Annotated in this window: 17 protein-coding genes; 12 read left to right on the top strand and 5 right to left on the bottom strand. The window is 56.4% G+C overall.

Annotated features, from left to right (window positions below; all coding sequences use genetic code 11):
* Positions 1–7 precede the first annotated feature (7 nt).
* Together gcvP and NB069_RS18090 are read left to right on the top strand one after the other, a co-directional pair.
* Positions 8–2,881 (top strand): aminomethyl-transferring glycine dehydrogenase, encoded by a 2,874-nt coding sequence (gene gcvP, locus NB069_RS18095; protein ID WP_250585796.1) that lies wholly within the window; start codon positions 8–10, stop codon positions 2,879–2,881.
* Between the two features lie 69 nt (positions 2,882–2,950).
* Positions 2,951–3,694, top strand: a complete 744-nt coding sequence (locus NB069_RS18090) for an SDR family oxidoreductase (RefSeq protein WP_250585794.1) — start codon at positions 2,951–2,953, stop codon at positions 3,692–3,694.
* A 77-nt stretch (positions 3,695–3,771) separates the two neighbouring features.
* On the opposite strand, the gene bglA is transcribed toward NB069_RS18090, so the two are convergent.
* Both bglA and NB069_RS18080 read right to left on the bottom strand, forming a co-directional pair.
* Positions 3,772–5,205 carry a 6-phospho-beta-glucosidase BglA gene (gene bglA / locus NB069_RS18085; protein WP_250585792.1) on the bottom strand — a complete coding sequence of 478 codons (1,434 nt, stop codon included), beginning with the start codon at positions 5,203–5,205 and terminating at the stop codon, positions 3,772–3,774.
* Positions 5,206–5,319: 114 nt separating this feature from the next.
* A complete protein-coding gene (locus tag NB069_RS18080) occupies positions 5,320–6,051 on the bottom strand; it encodes a MurR/RpiR family transcriptional regulator (protein WP_250589541.1) in 732 nt (243 codons plus the stop codon).
* Positions 6,052–6,103: 52 nt separating this feature from the next.
* On the opposite strand from NB069_RS18080, the gene yqfB reads away from it, so the two are divergent.
* On the top strand, positions 6,104–6,415 hold the full coding sequence (gene yqfB / locus NB069_RS18075) for a N(4)-acetylcytidine aminohydrolase (RefSeq protein WP_250585790.1): 312 nt from the start codon (positions 6,104–6,106) through the stop codon (positions 6,413–6,415).
* A 165-nt stretch (positions 6,416–6,580) separates the two neighbouring features.
* Positions 6,581–7,240 (top strand): PAQR family membrane homeostasis protein TrhA, encoded by a 660-nt coding sequence (gene trhA / locus NB069_RS18070; protein WP_250585788.1) that lies wholly within the window; start codon positions 6,581–6,583, stop codon positions 7,238–7,240.
* Positions 7,241–7,330: 90 nt separating this feature from the next.
* Here trhA and ygfZ read toward each other — a convergent pair whose 3' ends face one another.
* Positions 7,331–8,311, bottom strand: coding sequence for a tRNA-modifying protein YgfZ (ygfZ, locus tag NB069_RS18065; RefSeq protein WP_250585786.1), 981 nt, complete (start codon positions 8,309–8,311; stop codon positions 7,331–7,333).
* A 303-nt stretch (positions 8,312–8,614) separates the two neighbouring features.
* Between ygfZ and sdhE the strand changes: the two genes are divergently transcribed.
* Both sdhE and NB069_RS18055 read left to right on the top strand, forming a co-directional pair.
* Positions 8,615–8,881, top strand: coding sequence for an FAD assembly factor SdhE (gene sdhE, locus NB069_RS18060; RefSeq protein WP_039029834.1), 267 nt, complete (start codon positions 8,615–8,617; stop codon positions 8,879–8,881).
* Positions 8,862–9,275: a protein YgfX gene (locus NB069_RS18055; protein ID WP_250585783.1), complete on the top strand. Its 414-nt coding sequence runs from the start codon at positions 8,862–8,864 to the stop codon at positions 9,273–9,275. Before sdhE ends, NB069_RS18055 begins: the two co-directional genes overlap by 20 nt.
* Positions 9,276–9,279: 4 nt before the next feature.
* On the opposite strand, the gene fldB is transcribed toward NB069_RS18055, so the two are convergent.
* Positions 9,280–9,801: a flavodoxin FldB gene (fldB, locus tag NB069_RS18050; protein ID WP_250585781.1), complete on the bottom strand. Its 522-nt coding sequence runs from the start codon at positions 9,799–9,801 to the stop codon at positions 9,280–9,282.
* 70 nt (positions 9,802–9,871) lie between these two features.
* Between fldB and xerD the strand changes: the two genes are divergently transcribed.
* The 5 genes from xerD (at position 9,872) to lysS (ending at position 15,988) form a co-directional block, all read left to right on the top strand.
* Positions 9,872–10,798: a site-specific tyrosine recombinase XerD gene (xerD, locus tag NB069_RS18045; protein WP_434543592.1), complete on the top strand. Its 927-nt coding sequence runs from the start codon at positions 9,872–9,874 to the stop codon at positions 10,796–10,798.
* Between the two features lie 21 nt (positions 10,799–10,819).
* On the top strand, positions 10,820–11,533 hold the full coding sequence (gene dsbC / locus NB069_RS18040) for a bifunctional protein-disulfide isomerase/oxidoreductase DsbC (RefSeq protein ID WP_250585777.1): 714 nt from the start codon (positions 10,820–10,822) through the stop codon (positions 11,531–11,533).
* A gap of 5 nt (positions 11,534–11,538) precedes the next feature.
* Positions 11,539–13,272: a single-stranded-DNA-specific exonuclease RecJ gene (gene recJ / locus NB069_RS18035; protein ID WP_250585775.1), complete on the top strand. Its 1,734-nt coding sequence runs from the start codon at positions 11,539–11,541 to the stop codon at positions 13,270–13,272.
* A gap of 90 nt (positions 13,273–13,362) precedes the next feature.
* Positions 13,363–14,461 (top strand): peptide chain release factor 2 gene (gene prfB / locus NB069_RS18030; RefSeq protein ID WP_250585773.1). Its coding sequence is split into 2 segments (ribosomal slippage): positions 13,363–13,437 and positions 13,439–14,461, totalling 1,098 coding nucleotides; the frame shifts between segments, so codons are not numbered across the junction.
* Positions 14,462–14,470: 9 nt separating this feature from the next.
* A complete protein-coding gene (gene lysS / locus NB069_RS18025; RefSeq protein WP_250585771.1) occupies positions 14,471–15,988 on the top strand; it encodes a lysine--tRNA ligase in 1,518 nt (505 codons plus the stop codon).
* 49 nt (positions 15,989–16,037) lie between these two features.
* On the opposite strand, the gene idi is transcribed toward lysS, so the two are convergent.
* Complete coding sequence (gene idi, locus NB069_RS18020) at positions 16,038–16,586, bottom strand: isopentenyl-diphosphate Delta-isomerase (RefSeq protein ID WP_250585769.1); 549 nt, start codon at positions 16,584–16,586, stop codon at positions 16,038–16,040.
* Positions 16,587–16,768: 182 nt separating this feature from the next.
* On the opposite strand from idi, the gene actS reads away from it, so the two are divergent.
* Complete coding sequence (gene actS, locus NB069_RS18015) at positions 16,769–17,503, top strand: amidase activator ActS (RefSeq protein ID WP_250585768.1); 735 nt, start codon at positions 16,769–16,771, stop codon at positions 17,501–17,503.
* The last annotated feature ends 68 nt before the right edge of the window (positions 17,504–17,571 follow it).

Genomic DNA, 17,571 nt, shown 5'->3' with positions numbered 1-17,571 from the left:
ATCGCTCATGACACAGACTTTAAGCCAGCTTGAAAACCGTGGCGCCTTTATCGAACGTCACATTGGGCCGGATGCTCAGCAACAGCAGGAGATGCTGAAGACGGTTGGCGCGGATTCGCTCAACGCCCTGATCGGCCAGATTGTGCCAAAGGATATTCAGCTCGACACGCCACCGCAGGTGGGAGAGTCGACCACTGAATACGCCGCACTGGCGGAACTGAAAGGCATTGCCAGCCTGAACAAGCGCTTTAAGTCTTACATTGGCATGGGTTACACCAACGTGCAGTTACCGCCGGTGATCCTGCGTAACATGCTGGAAAACCCGGGCTGGTATACGGCGTATACCCCTTATCAGCCGGAAGTGTCTCAGGGCCGTCTGGAAGCGCTGCTCAATTTCCAGCAGGTCACGCTGGATCTGACCGGCCTCGACATCGCCTCTGCTTCGCTGCTGGATGAAGCCACCGCCGCTGCAGAAGCAATGGCAATGGCGAAACGCGTCAGCAAACTGAAGGGTGCAAACCGCTTCTTCGTCGCTGCCGACGTTCACCCGCAGACCCTGGACGTAGTGCGTACCCGCGCAGAGACGTTTGGCTTTGAGGTGATCGTTGATGAAGCCGATAAAGTGCTGGATCACCAGGATGTGTTCGGCGTGCTGTTACAGCAGGTGGGCACCACCGGTGAAGTGCACGACTACAGCAAGCTGACTGGCGAGCTGAAAGCGCGCAAAATCGTCGTCAGCGTGGCGGCCGATTTTATGGCGCTGGTGCTGTTAACCGCGCCGGGCAAACAGGGTGCGGACATCGTCTTCGGCTCTGCACAGCGCTTCGGCGTGCCGATGGGCTACGGCGGGCCACACGCGGCCTTCTTCGCTGCAAAAGATGAATTCAAACGCTCCATGCCAGGCCGCATTATCGGCGTATCGAAAGATGCGGCCGGTAACACCGCCCTGCGCATGGCGATGCAGACTCGCGAGCAGCACATCCGCCGTGAGAAAGCCAACTCCAACATCTGTACCTCTCAGGTCCTGCTGGCCAACATCGCCAGCCTGTATGCCGTCTATCATGGTCCGGCCGGCCTGAAGCGTATCGCCAGCCGTATTCATCGCCTGGCCGATATTCTGGCCTGCGGCCTGCAGCAGAAAGGTCAAAAACTGCGTCACGCGCACTTCTTCGACACCCTGTGCGTGGAAGTGGCCGACAAGGCGGCCGTGCTGGCACGTGCTGAAGCAGCAGAGATCAACCTGCGTAGCGACATCCTGAATGCGGTGAGCATCACCCTGGATGAAACCACTACCCGTGAAGATGTACAGGTGCTGTTCAATGTCCTGCTGGGCGAAGGCCACGGCCTGAATCTGGACACGCTTGATAAAGAGGTGGCACACGACAGCCGCTCCATCCAGCAGAGCATGCTGCGCGACGACGCGATCCTGACCCATCCGGTCTTTAACCGCTACCACAGCGAAACCGAGATGATGCGCTATATGCACTCTCTGGAGCGTAAAGATCTGGCCCTGAACCAGGCGATGATCCCGCTGGGCTCCTGCACCATGAAGCTGAACGCCGCTGCCGAGATGATCCCCATTACCTGGCCGGAGTTCGCTGAGCTGCACCCGTTCTGCCCGGCTGACCAGGCGGAAGGTTATCACCAGATGATCAACCAGCTCTCCGACTGGCTGGTGAAACTGACCGGCTATGACGCACTCTGCATGCAGCCAAACTCCGGCGCCCAGGGTGAATACGCGGGCCTGCTGGCCATCCGCCACTACCACGAGAGCCGCAACGAAGGCCATCGTGATATCTGCCTGATCCCAAGCTCTGCCCACGGCACCAACCCGGCATCTGCCCAGATGGCAGGGATGGAAGTGGTGGTTGTGGCCTGCGATAAGAACGGCAACATCGACCTGGCTGACCTACGTGCGAAAGCGGAACAGACCGGCGATAAGCTCTCCTGCATTATGGTCACCTATCCGTCCACCCACGGCGTGTATGAAGAGACCATCCGTGAAGTGTGCGAGATCGTGCACCAGTATGGCGGCCAGGTTTACCTTGATGGCGCCAACATGAACGCCCAGGTGGGGATCACCACCCCAGGCTTTATCGGCGCGGACGTGTCGCACCTGAACCTGCACAAAACCTTCTGCATTCCGCACGGCGGTGGCGGCCCGGGTATGGGTCCAATCGGTGTGAAAGCGCACCTGGCACCGTTTGTACCGGGTCACAGCGTGGTACAGATCGAAGGCATGCTCACCCGTCAGGGGGCGGTCTCTGCGGCACCGTTCGGCAGCGCTTCTATTCTGCCAATAAGCTGGATGTACATCCGTATGATGGGCGCAGAAGGGCTGAAGCAGGCAAGCCAGGTGGCGATCCTGAATGCCAACTACATCGCAACGCGTCTGAAATCTGCCTATCCGATACTCTATACCGGCCGTGACGGTCGCGTGGCGCACGAGTGTATTCTCGATATTCGTCCGCTGAAAGAGCAGACCGGCATCAGCGAGCTGGACATTGCCAAACGTCTGATCGACTACGGCTTCCACGCCCCGACCATGTCGTTCCCTGTGGCAGGTACGCTGATGGTGGAGCCAACGGAGTCCGAAAGCAAAGCCGAACTGGACCGCTTTATCGACGCGATGCTGGCCATCCGCATGGAGATCGATCGCGTTCAGGATGGTGAATGGACGCTGGAAGATAACCCGCTGGTGAACGCCCCGCACACCCAGCACGAGCTGGTGGCAGAGTGGAACCACGGTTACTCCCGCGAGCTGGCGGTCTTCCCGGCGGGCGTTGCTAACAAGTACTGGCCGACCGTGAAGCGTCTCGATGACGTCTACGGCGACCGTAACCTGTTCTGCTCCTGCGTGCCGATGAGCGAATACCAGTAACCTTCTGCCATACTGTGGGCCGGGTAAGCGCAAGCGTCACCCGGCCTTTTTTTTATCCGGAGATTATAGATGGCTATAGCATTAGTAACCGGCGCCAGCCGTGGGATCGGCAAAGCGACCGCAATTGAACTGGCACGTGTTGGCTACACCGTGGCGGTGAACTATCATCACAACATTAAAGCCGCCACCGATGTCATCAATCAGATTGTCGAAGAGGGCGGTAAGGCTTTTGCCCTGCGCGCGGACATCAGCGACGAGGCGCAGGTTATGGCGATGTTCGACAGCCTCGATCGTGAAGGCGAACCCCTCACTGCGCTGGTCAACAACGCCGGCATTCTGTTTGAACAAAGCACCATAGAAAACCTCTCCGCCGAGCGCATTAACCGCGTGCTGGCCACCAACGTGACAGGATATTTCCTCTGCTGCCGTGAAGCGGTGAAACGCATGGCGCTGAAACATGGCGGAAAAGGCGGGGCGATCGTGAATGTCTCCTCTGCGGCCTCACGACTCGGTGCGCCGGGGGAGTATGTGGATTATGCGGCATCGAAAGGGGCGGTGGACTCCCTCACTACCGGGCTGTCGCTGGAAGTCGCGGCGCAGGGCATCCGGGTAAACTGCGTACGTCCGGGGCTGATCTACACCGAAATTCATGCCTCCGGCGGTGAACCAGGGCGCGTGGATCGGGTGAAGTCGATGCTGCCGATGCAGCGCGGCGGTCAGCCGGAAGAGGTGGCGCAGGCGATTGTCTGGCTGCTGAGCGAGAAAGCCTCGTACGTGACGGGGAGTTTTATTGAGCTGGCGGGCGGGAAATAAATGCCGGGTGGCGGCTTCGCCTTACCGGGCCTACCTTAATCGTAGGCCCGGTAAGCGCAGCGCCACCGGGCAAAACTTTAAAGCGTCTCGCCGTTACTGGCGATCACTTCTTTGTACCAGTTAAAGCTCTTCTTGCGTGAACGGGACATGTCGCCGGTGCCGTCGTCGTGCTTGTTCACATAGATAAAGCCGTAGCGCTTGCTGTACTGGCCGGTGGTGAACGATACGCAGTCGATGCAGCCCCACGGGGTGTAGCCCATCAGATCCACGCCGTCGTAAGTGACCGCTTTCATCATCTCTTCCACGTGCGCGCGCAGATAGTCGATGCGGTAGTCATCGTTGATGCTGCCGTCTTCTTCCACTTTATCGTAAGCGCCAAAGCCGTTTTCAACGATAAACAGCGGCTTCTGATAGCGCTCATACAGTTCGCACAGAGAATAGCGCAGGCCAACCGGATCGATCTGCCAGCCCCAGTCGGACGCCTTGACGTGCGGGTTCGGCACGCTGCCTTCGAAGCCGGAGATCGCATCGCCGGTGCCGCCTTCGGCTTTCACCGCGTTGGTCATGTAATAGCTGAAGCCCAGATAGTCACAGGTGCCTTCACGCAGGATCTGCTCGTCGTTCGCTTCCATATTGATGGTAAAGCCACGACGCTCCCACTCGTTCAGCACGTAGGACGGGTAGTAACCCCGCAGCTGCACGTCGGTAAAGACATAACGCTCACGCATTGATTCCTGAGCAAACATCACGTCTTCTGGTTTACAGGAGAACGGATAGAGCGCCACCATCGCCAGCATGCAGCCGACTTTCATCTCCGGGTTGATGCGGCGAGCCGCCTTCACCGCCAGGGCGCTGGCCACAAACTGGTGATGCAGCACCTGGTACATGGTCTCTTCCGGGTTTTGATGCTCGGTGTAGACCACGCCGGAGCAGCAGTAGCCGAACAGCGGCGCGCGCCAGTTACGCTGGTTGTTGATTTCGTTGAAGGTCATCCAGTATTTGACCTTGCTCTTGTAGCGCTCAAACACCACTTCAGCGAAGTTAACGAAGAAATCCACCACTTTACGGTTGGTCCAGCCGCCGTACTCCTGCACCAGGTGCAGCGGCATTTCGAAGTGGGAGAGGGTGATCACCGGCTCGATGTTGTACTTCAGCAGCTCATCGAACATGTCGTCGTAGAACTTCAGCCCCTCTTCGTTAGGCTGGGTTTCATCACCTTTCGGGAAGATACGGGTCCAGGCGATGGAGGTGCGGAAACATTTGAAGCCCATCTCGGCAAACAGCTTGATGTCTTCTTTATAGTGGCCGTGGAAATCGATGGCTTCGTGGTTCGGGTAGTATTTACCGTCCACCACTTCCTGGGTGATTTCCCGGGGTACGCCGTGCGCGCCGCCGGTCAGCACGTCACAAATGCTTGGCCCTTTGCCGCCTTTGTTCCAGCCGCCTTCAACCTGATGCGCCGCAACCGCGCCGCCCCATAAAAAGTCTTTCGGTAAGGTGAGTTTTTTCATCTTTGCTAATCTCATTTATTGCTATTGTTTTTGAGTCTAACAAAGGGGATTAAAAAGTCACGATATAACAATTCGCCGAAATTGTAATTTGTCACACCGAAAAAACAGGGTGTTTTATTCCGTTAATTTCTTCGCCAGTTTACGTCCCAGAGATTCAAGAATATAAACGACCGGTATTTGAGTGGTAATATCGTAGACGCCGCCAATACGCGTTTGCGGCACGTGCCAGGAGAGATTGAAGTCCGCTAATTTAGCCAGACGCGAATGCTCGTGGCTGGTGATAGAGAGTACCTTGCAGTGATGCAGGCTGAACTGGCTGGCGAAGCGCAGGATCTCTTCGGTTTCGCCCGAGACCGAGAGCACGATAGCCAGCGCGTTTTTCGCCATGTCGTTAGTGACCGGGAAATAAGGATCGTCGATATGGTTGCTGAATTTACCTATATTGGAAAAGAAACGCGCGCCATATTTCGCCAGAGAACCGGAGGTGCCTGCGCCGACAAATATAATCCGCTCGGAGGATAATATAATATCCACCGCTTCATTGAGCAGGGCGTCAAATTCGTCGTTATTTACACTTTTGAAAAAGCTGATAATCTCACTGGCGCCAAAATTAGCCTGCTGGGGTTCGTTTTGCTCAAGATATAATTTAAAACGCACGCGGAATTCAGAATAGCCATCGCAGTTCAGCTTGCGGCAAAAGCGTAGCACGGTGGTGGTGGACACGCCCGCCGCATCCGCCAGTTCGCGAATGGTCATGTACATCACCCGATCGCGGTTTTTGATGACGGTGTTGTAGACCATCATCTCCAGGTTATTGAGACTGGCAATGGCGGAATGGGAGAACATGCTCACAGTGGCTAAACTCACTCATCAGACTTCATCTACAGGGAATAATACCATGCAGCCAAACGACATTACTTTTTTTCAGCGTTTTCAGGATGACATCCTGGCCGGACGTAAAACCATCACCATTCGCGATGAAAGCGAATCCCATTTCAGCGCGGGCGACGTACTGCGGGTAGGGCGCTACGAGGATGACGGCTACTTTTGCACTATTGAGGTAACAGGCACCTCGACGGTCACCCTTGATACATTGACGGAAAAACATGCTCAACAGGAGAACATGACTCTGAACGAACTGAAGCGCGTAATTGCAGAAATTTACCCTGACCAGCAACAGTTTTATGTCATTGATTTCAAATGTCTTTAACATTTTCCGTGAACGGCTGTTAGCCGAAAAAATAATTTAATATCATGATTTTTATAGATAAATATTGGTTCGATATTTATTTTAGCTAACAGGTGTTCACTGGAATCATTCTCAGTTAGCATAGGCAGCGATACATTATTCACTTTTGTTTTCCCGGAGTTATCTATGGTTAGCAAACCATTAACCACACAGGGATATTCGCTGGCTGAGGAAATAGCCAACAGTATTAGTCACGGAGTCGGCCTGGTGTTTGGCATCGTCGGGCTGGTGTTGCTGCTGGTTCAGGCCGCCGACACGAATGCCAGCGCGCTGGCTTTTACCAGTTACAGCCTGTATGGCGGGAGTATGATCCTGCTGTTCCTGGCGTCCACCCTTTACCATGCCATTCCCCATCAGCGGGCTAAAATCTGGCTGAAAAAATTCGACCACTGCGCCATTTATCTGCTGATTGCCGGAACCTATACGCCATTTTTGCTGGTCGGGCTGGATTCGCCGCTGGCGCGTGGATTGATGATTGTTATCTGGAGCCTGGCCCTGCTGGGGATCCTGTTTAAACTGACCATCGCGCATCGCTTCAAGGTGCTGTCGCTGGTGACGTACCTGACAATGGGGTGGCTGTCGCTGATTGTGGTTTATCAGCTGGCGGTTAAACTGGCTGCGGGCGGCGTGACCTTGCTGGCAGTCGGGGGCGTGGTCTATTCGCTGGGGGTCATTTTTTACGTCTGCAAGCGCATCCCCTACAACCACGCGATCTGGCATGGGTTTGTGCTGGGCGGCAGCGTGTGCCATTTTTTGGCGATTTATTTGTACGTTGGGCAGGTTTGATTCCGCTTTGCCCGGCGGCGCTTCGCTTGCACGGGCCTACACAACCCGTAGGCCGGGTAAGGCGAAGCCGCCACCCGGCACTAACAGGTATTACTCTTCCAGCGAATACGGCAGCGGCTCAATGCTCAGGGTGTTCGCATCATCGCGCACGCGGAACACGCTGTCCGGCTCCATATCGTTATTCATCACGGCCTGGACCAGCAGACGACCATCGTCGAGCTGAACGGCAGCCAGCACGGTGCCGGTACGACGCCAGTTTTCACCCATTTTCAGTTCCAGATCTTCACCGGCTTCCGGGACGCGGCTGGCTTTACCCGCCAGATACCACAGGGCGCGTTTGTTGGCGCCGCGGAACTTCGCGCGTGCCACCATCTCCTGGCCGGTGTAGCAGCCTTTTTTAAAGCTGATACCGCCAAGCGCCTGCAGGTTAGTGGCCTGGGGAATAAACTGCCCGCTGTTGGCGGCGTCGATCACCGGGATGCCCGCTTCAATGTTCAGCGACAGCCACTGCTGGCTGTTATTCAGCTGTGCTTCGCCACGCAGGGCTTGAGTCACACGCTCGGCGGTGGCGACGTCGGTCACCAGTAAGAAACGCTCTGCCGGATGTTCAAACCACAGCAGCGAGGTGGCGCCGTCGGTGGTCACCTGTTTTTCTGCATCAGGGAGTTCGCTGAACAGATTTTTCAGCGCGGCGCGTGCCTGGAAGCCCGCCACGCCCAGCAGCACCACTTCGTCGTCGGCGGCGATGGTCACTTTAGAGAACACCGCATACTTTTTCAGTTCGGTGAGCTGTGCGTCGCGCAGGCTGCGGCGTTCGATAAAGGCAAAACCGTCCTGACGGCGGAAGAGGCGCAGGTTGCTCCACATCTTGCCTTTTGGATCGCAGTGCGCTGCCAGCAGGTGCTGGTGTTCGGTCAGCTGACTGACATCAGCGGTCACCTGGCCTTGCAGGTACTTTTCGCTGTCCGCGCCGGCGAGGGTCGCCAGCGCCCAGTCATCAAGGGTCATAAGCGTCAGCGGCAGACGCGCAGAGGCGACAGGCTGGCGCGGTGAAAAAGGTGTAAATGCCATATTGATGTCCTGAATTGCTTAACGCTTTGATAATGCCTAATGGTAAAAGAGACTGCCGCCATTGCAAGCGGTTTCAACAGGCTATTCGTGCCCTCAGGCTATTCTGCGTAACGCCACGCAAAACAGATGAACACGCTTATTTATTGTGGTTTTTTGTTGAAGCCTGCTCCAGGAACCTAATATTCCAGTAATGAAACAGCAAAAAACACGTTACACTAGAGGCCGTTTCGTCCAGGTAGAGCGCCTGACGCCGCCGGTACGAACGGAACACTGCCTGAACTCAACGTTATGCAGGAACCAGACATGGACATTAATAACAAAGCCCGCATTCACTGGGCATGCCGTCGCGGCATGCGCGAACTCGATATCTCCATCATGCCGTTCTTCGAATACGAATATGACAGCCTGAGCGATGAGGATAAGCAGCTCTTTATCCGCCTGCTGGAGAACGACGATCCTGACTTATTTAACTGGCTGATGAATCACGGCGAACCCGCCGACACCGAACTGCAACGGATGGTGCTTTTAATTCAAACACGGAATCGGGAACGTGGTCCTGTGGCAATCTGATCTACGCGTCTCGTGGCGCTCCCAGTGGATGTCTCTTCTGCTCCACGGCCTGGTCGCGGCTTTCATTCTGCTGATGCCGTGGCCGCTGAGCTACACCCCGTTATGGCTAATACTGCTGTCGCTGGTGGTGTTTGATAGCGTCCGCAGCCAGCGGCGCATTAACGCCCGCCAGGGTGAAATCAAACTGTTCATGGATTCCCGCCTGCACTGGCTGGGCAGCGAGTGGGAGATTGTCGGCACGCCGTGGATGCTCAATTCCGGCATGATGCTGCGTTTGCGCAAAAGTGCAGGGCAACGCTGCCATCACCTGTGGCTGGCGGCAGACAGCATGGACGAAGGGGAGTGGCGGGATCTGCGTCGGATGATCTCACACCAGCCGACGCAGGGGCGGTAGCGGTTTAACTGAACTGCTCCGCCATTTCACCAAGGATCTGCTCGCACCAGCTTTGCAGGCGCTCTTCACTGAGATCGTACTGGTTGGTTTCGTCGAGGGCCAGGCCGACAAACAGCTGGCCATCGGCAATGATCGGTTTCTTACTGGTAAATTCATAGCCTTCTGTCGGCCAGTAGCCGATGAACGTTACCCCTTTCGGTGCCAGCTTGTCATGCAGCATACCCAGCGCGTCGAGGAACCATTCGCCGTAGCCCAGCTGGTCGCCCATGCCGTACATTGCGATAATTTTGCCTTCAAGCTGAAGGGAATCCAGCTGCTCCCAGATGGCTTCCCAGTCTTCCTGCAGTTCGCCGAAATCCCAGGTCGGGATGCCCAGAATGAGCACGTCATACTGCTCCATCATCGAGGGGGCATCGTCTTTCAGATTATGCAGGGTGACCAGTTCGGGGCCGATAATGTCGCGAATTTTCTCTGCGGCCATCTCGGTGTAGCAGGTGCTGGAACCATAAAACAGACCAATATTCATCGCTAAAATGTCTCAATACTTGCTATGACTTTGCGAGTAGTGTACCAGAAACCACACCCATTCAGGCATAATGCCCCATTGCAGAACGAAAGAGGCGAACGTGGAAAAGGATCTCTCACTCATCGAACAGTTTCTCGATGCGCTCTGGCTGGAGAAGAATCTTGCCGAGAATACCCTCAGCGCCTACCGACGCGATCTGGCGATGCTGGTGGGCTGGTTACACCATCACGGTCTCTCTCTTGCCACGGCGCAAAGCGACGATTTGCAGGCGCTGCTTGCCGAGCGAATGGAGGGGGGATATAAAGCCACCAGCTCCGCGCGGCTGTTGAGCGCCATGCGGCGTCTGTTCCAGCACCTTTATCGCGAGAAGGTACGTCCCGACGATCCCAGCGCGGCGCTGGCATCGCCAAAATTGCCCCAGCGTCTGCCGAAAGATCTCAGCGAAGCACAAGTTGAGAGATTATTACAGTCGCCGGTGGTTGACCAACCGCTGGAGTTACGCGATAAAGCGATGCTTGAAGTGCTGTACGCCACAGGATTGCGCGTATCTGAACTGGTAGGGCTGACGATGAGCGATATCAGCCTGCGTCAGGGCGTGGTACGGGTGATCGGCAAAGGCAATAAAGAGCGTCTGGTGCCGCTGGGCGAAGAGGCGGTTTACTGGCTGGAGACCTATCTTCAGCATGGCCGTCCGTGGTTGCTGAACGGCGTCTCCATTGACGTGCTCTTTCCCAGCCAGCGCGCACAGCAAATGACACGTCAAACCTTCTGGCATCGCATCAAACATTACGCCACACTGGCGGGTATCGACAGTGAAAAACTTTCGCCGCACGTTCTGCGTCACGCTTTTGCGACCCATCTTCTGAACCATGGCGCCGATCTGCGCGTGGTCCAGATGCTGCTTGGGCACAGTGACCTTTCAACGACGCAAATCTACACGCATGTCGCGACGGAACGCCTGCGGCAGCTACACCAACAGCATCACCCGCGTGCGTGATGTCTTGTAACAGGAACCAATATGAAAAAGTCTTTAGTGCTGTTCTCTCTGCTGGCGGCATCATTATCCGGTCTGGCCCATGCTGATGATGCGGCCATCAAACAGTCTCTGGCGAAGCTCGGCGTCACCAGTAGCGAAATTCAACCTGCGCCAGTACCCGGTTTGAAAACGGTACTGACCAACAGCGGCGTGCTCTATGTGACCGAAGACGGTAAGCACTTTATCCAGGGGCCGCTGTACGACGTGAGCGGCGCGCAGCCGGTCAACGTGACCAACCAGATGCTGATGAAAAACCTGAACGCGCTGGAAAAAGAGATGATCGTCTACAAAGCGGCGCAGGAAAAACATGTCATTACCGTCTTTACCGACATCACCTGCGGCTATTGCCACAAGCTGCATGAAGAGATGAAAGACTATAACGCGCTGGGGATCACCGTGCGTTATCTCGCTTTCCCGCGTGCGGGCGTGCAGAGCCAGCCAGAGCAGGACATGAAGGCCATCTGGTGTGCGAAAGATCGCAACAAAGCCTTTGATGACGCCATGAGCGGTAAAGGCATTCAGCCTGCCTCCTGCGATATCGACATCGCTAATCACTACGCGCTGGGCGTGCAGTTTGGCGTAACCGGGACGCCAGCGATTGTGCTGAGCAACGGCTACGTCGTGCCGGGCTACCAGGGGCCGAAAGAGATGAAAGCGTTCCTCGACGCGCACCAGAAACAGTTTGGCGGTAAATAATTCGCGTGAAATCTTCGACACAACTTCGTCGTCGTGAAGTGGACGAGAGCGCCGCGTTACCCGCGGATCTCTCGCCGCTGTTGCGTCGGCTGTACGCCAGCCGTGGTGTGCGACATGCAGACGATCTTGAGCGCAGCGTAAAGGGTATGCTCTCCTGGCAGCAGCTGAGCGGCGTCGAGGACGCCACGGAGCTGCTGTACAACGCCCTGCGGGAAGGAACGCGCATTATCGTGGTAGGGGACTTTGACGCCGATGGCGCCACCAGTACCGCGCTGAGCGTGCTCAGTCTGCGGGCAATGGGGTGCGATAACGTTTCGTACCTGGTGCCGAACCGCTTCGAAGATGGCTACGGCCTGAGCCCGGAAGTGGTCGATCAGGCCCATGCCCGCGGCGCACAAATGATCCTGACGGTGGACAATGGGATCTCATCCCATGCCGGCGTCGATCGGGCACACGAGTTCGGGATCCCGGTGCTGGTCACCGATCACCACCTGCCCGGCGATACGCTGCCCGCGGCGGAAGCCATCATTAACCCAAACCTGCGCGACTGCGACTTCCCGTCGAAATCGCTGGCGGGCGTGGGAGTGGCGTTCTACCTGATGCTGGCCCTGCGCACCCGGCTGCGTGATGAAGGCTGGTTTGAGTCGAAAGGCATCGCGGCACCTAATCTGGCTGAATTCCTCGATCTGGTGGCGCTGGGCACCGTGGCGGACGTGGTGCCGCTGGATGCCAATAACCGCATTCTGACCTGGCAGGGCTTAAACCGCATTCGAGCGGGGAAATGCCGTCCGGGTATTAAGGCGCTGCTGGAGATATCAAACCGGGATCAGCAGCGACTGGCGGCGAGCGATCTGGGCTTTGCCCTGGGACCGCGTCTGAACGCCGCAGGCCGACTGGACGATATGTCGGTGGGCGTGGCGCTGCTGCTGTGTGACAACATCGGCGAGGCGCGCGTGCTGGCCAACGAGCTGGACGCCCTGAACCAGACCCGCAAAGAGATCGAGCAGGGGATGCAGGCCGAAGCCCTGACCCTGTGCGAAAAGCTCGAGCGCAGCGGCGACACCCTGCCCGGCGGGCTGGCGATGTACCATCCCGAGTGGCATCAGGGCGTGGTGGGGATTTTAGCCTCGCGCATTAAAGAGCGTTTTCACCGCCCGGTGATCGCCTTTGCCCCGGCCGGAGACGGCACGCTGAAAGGATCGGGCCGATCCATTCAGGGGCTGCATATGCGCGATGCGCTGGAGCGCCTCGATACGCTGCATCCGGGGCTGATGCTCAAATTTGGCGGCCATGCCATGGCGGCGGGGCTGTCGCTGGAAGAGGCGAAATTCGACCAGTTCCAGCGCCTGTTCAGCGAACTGGTTACCGACTGGCTGGATCCAGCCCTGTTGCAGGGCGAAGTGGTGACCGATGGTCCGTTAGCCCCGGCGGATATGACCATGGAGGTAGCGCAGATGCTGCGCGACGCCGGCCCGTGGGGACAGATGTTCCCGGAGCCGCTGTTTGACGGGCGTTTCCGCCTGCTGCAGCAGCGTCTGGTGGGTGAGCGTCATCTGAAGGTGATGGTGGAACCGGTAGGCGGCGGCCCGCTGCTGGACGGCATCGCCTTTAACGTGGATACCGCGATCTGGCCGGACAACGGCGTGCGCGAAGTCGAACTGGCCTATAAACTCGATATCAACGAGTTTCGCGGCAACCGTACCCTGCAGATCATCATCGACCATATCTGGCCACTTTAGCATCACTATTCCGCTATAAAACAGGGCGTGAATCCGGTACAATTCCGCCCTTACACCGCATTTTGACTCGTCCATAAAAGAAAACAGACCATGTTTGAAATTAATCCGGTAAAAAACCGCATTCAGGACCTCACAGAGCGCTCTGACGTTCTTAGGGGGTATCTTTGACTACGATGCCAAGAAAGAGCGTCTTGAAGAAGTAAACGCCGAGCTGGAACAGCCGGACGTCTGGAACGAACCTGAACGCGCACAGGCGCTGGGTAAAGAGCGTTCCTCTCTCGAAGCTATCGTAGATACGCTGGATCAAATGGCACAGGGTCTGGATGACGTTTCCGGGCTGCTGGAGCTGGCTGTTGAGGCCGATGACGAAGAGACCTTCAACGAAGCCGTCGCCGAGCTCGACGGGCTGGAAGAGAAGCTGGCACAGCTGGAATTCCGTCGTATGTTCTCCGGCGAGTATGACAGCGCCGACTGCTACCTGGATATCCAGGCCGGTTCCGGCGGCACAGAAGCACAGGACTGGGCCAGCATGCTGACCCGTATGTATCTGCGCTGGGCTGAAGCCCGCGGCTTCAAGACGGAGATCATCGAAGAGTCTGAAGGCGAAGTGGCAGGCCTGAAATCCGTCACCATCAAGATTATTGGTGATTACGCCTACGGCTGGCTGCGTACCGAAACCGGCGTTCACCGCCTGGTGCGTAAGAGCCCGTTCGACTCCGGCGGCCGCCGTCATACCTCGTTCAGTTCTGCGTTTGTCTATCCGGAAGTGGACGAAGATATCGACATCGACATCAACCCGGCCGATCTGCGTATCGACGTTTACCGCGCTTCCGGCGCGGGTGGTCAGCACGTTAACCGTACGGAATCTGCGGTGCGTATTACCCACATTCCAACCGGGCTGGTAACACAGTGCCAGAACGACCGTTCCCAGCATAAAAACAAAGACCAGGCCATGAAGCAGATGAAAGCGAAGCTTTATGAGCTGGAGATGCAAAAGAAAAATGCTGAGAAACAGGCGATGGAAGATAACAAATCTGATATCGGCTGGGGCAGCCAGATCCGTTCTTACGTCCTTGATGACTCCCGCATCAAAGACCTGCGTACCGGTGTCGAAACCCGTAACACGCAGGCGGTGCTGGACGGCAGCCTGGACCAATTTATCGAAGCAAGTTTGAAAGCAGGGTTATGAGGAACCAACATGTCTGAACAACACGCACAGGGCGCTGACGCGGTAGCCGATCTTAACAATGAACTGAAAACCCGCCGCGAGAAGCTGGCTGCACTGCGCGAGCAGGGCGTGCCGTTCCCGAACGATTTTCGTCGCGATCGCACCTCAGACCAACTGCACGCTGACTTCGACGCTAAAGAGAACGAAGAGCTGGAAGCGCTGAACGTTGAAGTCGCCGTTGCTGGCCGCATGATGACCCGTCGTATTATGGGTAAAGCGTCCTTTATTACGCTGCAGGACGTGGGTGGCCGCATTCAGCTGTATGTTTCTCGCGACGATCTGCCAGAAGGCATCTACAACGAGCAGTTCAAAAAGTGGGACCTGGGCGATATCCTGGGCGCGAAAGGCAAACTGTTCAAAACCAAGACCGGCGAGCTGTCCATTCACTGCACCGAGCTGCGTCTGCTGACCAAAGCCCTGCGCCCGCTGCCGGACAAATTCCACGGTCTGCAGGATCAGGAAGCGCGCTATCGTCAGCGTTACCTGGATCTCATCTCTAACGATGAATCCCGCAACACCTTCAAAATTCGCTCCCAGATCATGGCCGGTATCCGCCAGTTCATGGTTAGCCGCGACTTTATGGAAGTGGAAACTCCGATGATGCAGGTCATCCCGGGCGGTGCGTCAGCGCGTCCATTTATCACCCATCACAATGCCCTGGACCTGGACATGTACCTGCGTATCGCGCCGGAACTGTACCTCAAGCGTCTGGTGGTGGGCGGTTTCGATCGCGTATTCGAGATCAACCGTAACTTCCGTAACGAAGGTATCTCCGTACGCCATAACCCAGAGTTCACCATGATGGAACTCTATATGGCCTACGCGGATTACAAAGATCTGATCGAGCTGACCGAATCCCTGTTCCGCACCCTGGCGCAGAACATTCTGGGTAAAACCGAAGTGCCGTACGGTGACGAGGTGTTCGACTTTGGTAAGCCGTTCGTTAAGCTGACCATGCGCGAAGCGATCAAGAAATACCGTCCGGAAACCGAGATGGCGGATCTGGATAACTTCGACTCCGCGAAAGCAATCGCTGAAAGCATCGGTATCAAAGTTGAGAAGAGCTGGGGTCTGGGCCGTATCGTAACCGAGATCTTCGAAGAAGTGGCCGAAGCACACCTGATTCAGCCAACCTTCATCACCGAATACCCGGCAGAAGTCTCTCCGCTGGCGCGTCGTAACGACGAAAACCCGGAGATCACTGACCGCTTTGAATTCTTCATCGGTGGCCGCGAAATCGGCAACGGCTTTAGCGAGCTGAACGATGCAGAAGACCAGGCGCAGCGCTTCCAGGATCAGGTTGATGCGAAAGCGGCGGGCGACGACGAAGCGATGTTCTTCGACGAAGACTACGTGACCGCACTGGAACACGGCCTGCCGCCAACGGCTGGTCTGGGTATTGGTATCGACCGTATGGTGATGCTGTTCACTAACAGCCACACTATCCGCGACGTGATTCTGTTCCCGGCGATGCGTCCGGTAAAATAAGTCACCGTTGCTAAAAAGCCCCGGCGTGTTATGCGCCGGGGCTTTTTTATTACTTCGCGTTTGCTGCGAAGTGAAGTAATGCTTCTCTGGCCGCCCGGGCTTCCATCACCATCCACGGGCTGAACGCCCAGGGGGTAGCCTCCAGCGCGCTGAGCAGGGTCTCCAGCTTCACCCACTGATGCGCCATCACCTCGTCGGGATTGATAACCAGACTGTTAACAACACGTACCGCAAAGACCGGACAGATCTCATTTTCGACAATCCCGGAAGGATCGGTTTCGCAGTAGCGAAATGCCGGGGCGACCGGTGTGATGCCGATAATTTCTGCACCCACTTCATAGCGACAGCGGCGGATCATCGCCTGTTCCAGGGTTTCATTCTGTTGTGGATGGCCGCAAACCGAGTTGGTCCAGACGCCGGGCCAGGCTTTCTTACTCATTGCGCGACGCGTGACCAGCGTTTCCCCTTTGTCGTTGAATAACCAACATGAGAAGGCCAGATGAAGAGGGGTGTGCGAGGTGTGTGCGGCGTATTTTTCCTCTGTTCCGATAGCCGTTCCGTGGTCGTTAACCAAAATGACGTGTTCGTGTGTACCCATTATCACTCCCGTGCTGAAATCGCCGGGCGATACTGACTTGTTATCCGCTAAGTTCAGCACGGCCAGGCCGGGGCGATTATAACGTAATCGTCAGTAAACTGTTTGTTGCTTAGGGTGCTCTTGGGCATCCGGGATGAGACTGCTATGATAGCGCGGCCATTCACGTTGACCGAGGAACTGTTTTGTTTGCAGGAAGCCCGACGAAAAAACCTGTTTCTGCTCTGTTTTGCCTGATCCTGGCCCTGCTGCTGGCGGGATGTGCGGGCAGTGACTCATCGGATTCTGGTGTGTATACCGTTAAACGCGGCGATACGCTGTACCGCATCTCGCGTGCGACCGGCACTAGCGTGAAGGATCTGGCGCGCCTGAACAATATTTCTCCGCCTTACACCATCGAAATAGGGCAAAAGCTGAAGGTCAACGGCACCAGCACCGCGGGCAAAAAATCCTCCTCAAAAAGCCGCGGGAAAACCGCCGCGGTCACGCCTTCTTACGTCGTGCCTAAATCATCCTGGCCGCCCGTCGGGCAGCGCTGCTGGGTCTGGCCTGCCAGCGGTAAAGTGGTGCTCCCGTACTCCACCGCAGAAGGAGGAAACAAAGGCATTGATATCGCGGGCACCCGTGGCGCACCGGTATATGCCTCCGATGCGGGTAAAGTGGTTTATGTCGGCAATCAGCTGCGCGGTTATGGCAACCTGATCATGATTAAGCATGGCGAGGATTACATCACCGCCTATGCCCATAACGACACGACGCTGGTGAATAACGGACAAAACGTGAAGGCCGGACAGAAGATCGCCACGATGGGCAGCACCGGATCCAATACCGTGGCGCTGCATTTCCAGATCCGCTATCGGGCGACGGCCATCGATCCGATCCGCTATTTACCCGCACCGGGCGGTAAACCTAAGTGCTAAGTGGTTATTTTATCGCCGGTTAGCGTAAGGGAGTCTTGTCAGAAGGGGTGTAAGGTCTATAATGCTTT

The organism is Leclercia adecarboxylata (assembly GCF_023639785.1).
GTDB classification, from domain to species: Bacteria; Pseudomonadota; Gammaproteobacteria; order Enterobacterales; family Enterobacteriaceae; genus Enterobacter; species Enterobacter adecarboxylatus_D.
The sequence above is the reverse complement of the archived record's forward strand: the minus strand, read 5'-3'. Positions and strand labels throughout refer to the sequence as shown.

What these genes read in the sequence shown, in the direction of transcription:
- gcvP (WP_250585796.1), top strand. Translation starts at nt 8, where the DNA reads ATGACACAGACTTTAAGCCAGCTTGAAAACCGTGGCGCCTTTATCGAA.
- NB069_RS18090 (WP_250585794.1), top strand. Translation starts at nt 2,951, where the DNA reads ATGGCTATAGCATTAGTAACCGGCGCCAGCCGTGGGATCGGCAAAGCG.
- bglA (WP_250585792.1), bottom strand. Translation starts at nt 5,205, where the DNA reads ATGAAAAAACTCACCTTACCGAAAGACTTTTTATGGGGCGGCGCGGTT.
- NB069_RS18080 (WP_250589541.1), bottom strand. Translation starts at nt 6,051, where the DNA reads ATGTTCTCCCATTCCGCCATTGCCAGTCTCAATAACCTGGAGATGATG.
- yqfB (WP_250585790.1), top strand. Translation starts at nt 6,104, where the DNA reads ATGCAGCCAAACGACATTACTTTTTTTCAGCGTTTTCAGGATGACATC.
- trhA (WP_250585788.1), top strand. Translation starts at nt 6,581, where the DNA reads ATGGTTAGCAAACCATTAACCACACAGGGATATTCGCTGGCTGAGGAA.
- ygfZ (WP_250585786.1), bottom strand. Translation starts at nt 8,311, where the DNA reads ATGGCATTTACACCTTTTTCACCGCGCCAGCCTGTCGCCTCTGCGCGT.
- sdhE (WP_039029834.1), top strand. Translation starts at nt 8,615, where the DNA reads ATGGACATTAATAACAAAGCCCGCATTCACTGGGCATGCCGTCGCGGC.
- fldB (WP_250585781.1), bottom strand. Translation starts at nt 9,801, where the DNA reads ATGAATATTGGTCTGTTTTATGGTTCCAGCACCTGCTACACCGAGATG.
- xerD (WP_434543592.1), top strand. Translation starts at nt 9,872, where the DNA reads ATGCCCCATTGCAGAACGAAAGAGGCGAACGTGGAAAAGGATCTCTCA.
- dsbC (WP_250585777.1), top strand. Translation starts at nt 10,820, where the DNA reads ATGAAAAAGTCTTTAGTGCTGTTCTCTCTGCTGGCGGCATCATTATCC.
- lysS (WP_250585771.1), top strand. Translation starts at nt 14,471, where the DNA reads ATGTCTGAACAACACGCACAGGGCGCTGACGCGGTAGCCGATCTTAAC.
- idi (WP_250585769.1), bottom strand. Translation starts at nt 16,586, where the DNA reads ATGGGTACACACGAACACGTCATTTTGGTTAACGACCACGGAACGGCT.